Source organism: Pseudomonas sp. 05T35, assembly GCF_056396605.1.
Window position 1 is genome coordinate 1 of sequence record NZ_JBFTLU010000566.1, and the last position, 2,476, is coordinate 2,476.

The 2,476-nt window shown below is 57.8% G+C and carries 3 protein-coding genes; 1 reads left to right on the forward strand and 2 read right to left on the reverse strand.

Translation table 11 applies throughout. The features are described 5' to 3' along the window. A partial coding sequence (locus AC1DH9_RS27260; RefSeq protein ID WP_477809144.1) for a glycosyltransferase occupies positions 1 to 855 on the reverse strand: 855 nt, incomplete at its 3' end. Between the two features lie 180 nt (positions 856 to 1,035). On the opposite strand from AC1DH9_RS27260, the gene AC1DH9_RS27265 reads away from it, so the two are divergent. Then, on the forward strand, positions 1,036 to 1,914 hold the full coding sequence (locus AC1DH9_RS27265; protein WP_427537386.1) for a GntR family transcriptional regulator: 879 nt from the start codon (positions 1,036 to 1,038) through the stop codon (positions 1,912 to 1,914). Between the two features lie 2 nt (positions 1,915 to 1,916). Here the strand turns inward: AC1DH9_RS27265 and AC1DH9_RS27270 are convergent, their stop codons facing one another. Then, positions 1,917 to 2,279, reverse strand: coding sequence for a response regulator (locus AC1DH9_RS27270; protein WP_427537383.1), 363 nt, complete (start codon positions 2,277 to 2,279; stop codon positions 1,917 to 1,919). Positions 2,280 to 2,476: the final 197 nt, after the last annotated feature.

Here is a 2,476-nt window from a genome sequence, read left to right on the forward strand (position 1 = left end):
GGCGTCTTCGGCCCAGTTCATCACGTGGAACCCCTGGCTCGGGTTGTGCAACGCGGTCGCCTTTGGCGGCGTATAAGCGCCATAAATGTGCAGTTGCGCACCGGGCAGTTGTTGCCGGATCAGTGGCCAGAGGGTGGTTTTCATCCAGAGCACGGCGTCCCAGTTCGGCGCATGGCGGAAATTGCCGATGCTGAGGAAATGCGCACGGTCCTCGAAGGGTGTGAACGGCTGAGTGATCGGGTCGATCATCAATGGGCACCAGTGCAGCAACTGGCGCGGCAGTTTGAACTGCTCGACCAGCAGCTCGATTTCCACTTCCGAGATCATCAGGTTCAGGTCACAGCGGAACAGCGCGGCAATTTCGCGCTTGGCCAGATCGGTATCGGCCATGAGCTCGAACTCTTCGCGCAACGCCGGGGCGAACAACTCGCTGAAGTCATTGGCGTCGTCACTGGCCTTGAGGCGGTCCTTGAGCCGCTGGTGGCGGGCATGTCGCAAGCTCTGCAGATCAGAGGTCTCAAGTACGCGCAAGGCGCCAGGGCAATGTTTCTCGACACGCCAGCCGAACTGTTCTTCCATCATGAACTGATCGAACAGCACGATATCTGGAGCCAGATCGCTGACGAAGGCATCGAAACTGCTGTTGTTCAGCTCGATGGGGACTTCACGAATGCCCAATTCCGCCAGATCGGCCTTGTGTTCGCCGATACCGGCCGGGCTGCTGAACGTGATGTCCCAGCCTTGCTGTAGAAACGTTTCAAGGATTTGCATCACATGTCCGCTGGCTGCGGATGAGCGCGGCTCGGGCCAGACGTAACCAATGACCAGGACTTTGGTTGCGCGGGGCTGACTCATGAACGGGATTTCCTTGATGCGGGCAGAAGGCTGGGGAGAAATGAGGGGCGCAATTAAACCACAGCTGATGATGTTTATTGTGCCCGGCAATCGCCCAGCGACGCCTTATGCGCTTGTATTGACTGGAAGTTTGCCGATTCATGAGTTAGCGTCTGACAGCTGATTCATGGACGTTTTTCGATGACCCAACCCACCGCACTCCAGACCAAAGTCGCTTCGCAGATTCTCATGGCGATCAGGTCTGGCGAGTTAACCCCCGGCAGTCACCTCAAAGAGGTCGAACTGGCCGAGCGCTTTGGCGTGTCTCGCTCGCCGATTCGCGGGGCGCTGGTCTATCTGGCGCAAGAGCAGGTGATCGGGCGCTTGCCCCATCAGGGTTACTGCGTGCTGGATACACCGCTCAGCGATGAGTTGGCCAAGGTCAGTCTGCCGATCGGTGAGGATGAGGAGCTGTATCAGCGGCTGATCGATGATCGACTGGCTCAGGCGATTCCCGATCAGGTGATGGAGAGTGACCTGCTGCGTCGCTACGGTGCCAGCAAAGCGGTATTGCGCCGTTGCTTGCTGCGGTTGTCCGACGAAGGCGTGATGCAGCGCAAACACGGGCACGGCTGGATGTTTTTACCCACCTTGGGTTCGGCCGAAAAGCGCTTCGAAAGCTATCGCTTCCGCATGCTCCTGGAACCCGCGGGCTTGCTCGAACCGACCTTCAATCTGCCGCGTGAACGCTTGCAGCGTTGCCGTGAAAAGCAGCAGGCGCTGCTCGAAGGGACTCCAGACAGCCTGAGCTTTTTCGAAGCCAATGCCGAATTTCACGAGTTACTGGCTGCAGCATCCGGCAATAGCTTCATCCTGCAAACCCTGCAGCAGCAAAACCGCCTGCGCCGGCTGACCGAATTTCATACCGTGTCGAACCTGGAACGGGTCCGCACCTCCTGCCGTGAGCACCTGGAAATTATCGACGCGCTGGAGCAGGGCGATCGGGAATGGGCGTCGACCTTGCTGTACCGGCACTTGAAAGTGGCCAGTACCTTGAATGAAGTGCGCAAGAAAAGCTGAGCTCAAGCCGCGAGCATGCTCAGGACCTTGTCGCGCAACTGGTCGATAGAGAACGGCTTGCCAATCACCGACATACCTTCCGGCACGTCGATACTTTCCGCATAACCACTGGCAAACAGTATCGGCAACGCCGGGTGCAGTACACGCGCCTGAGCGGCCAGCTCCCGGCCATCCATCTCTGGCAATCCCACATCGGTCATCAGCAGATCGATGATTTGCGCGCTATCGTTGAGCAGGGCAAGCGCTGCTTTGCCACTGTCGGCCTCCAGCACCTTGAACTCGAGTTCTTCCAGCACGTCGACGATCAGCATGCGCACGATGCTATCGTCTTCGACTACAAGGATGGTGGGCGCTGTGGCGGACATGGTGGTGGCTCTCGGAAGAAGGCGGTCGGTCACAGGTTGATTGTAGTTACCGGCGTGAGTCGACAGGGTAACCGTTCGCTCTGAATCATGCAGAACGATGCAGGATATTGCCGCAAGGTTGTCAGAAAAAAGCATTCGAGAGCGTTTATGGAGCAAACTCCTTCACTTACAACGGTTCACCAAGGCCATCCAATGAC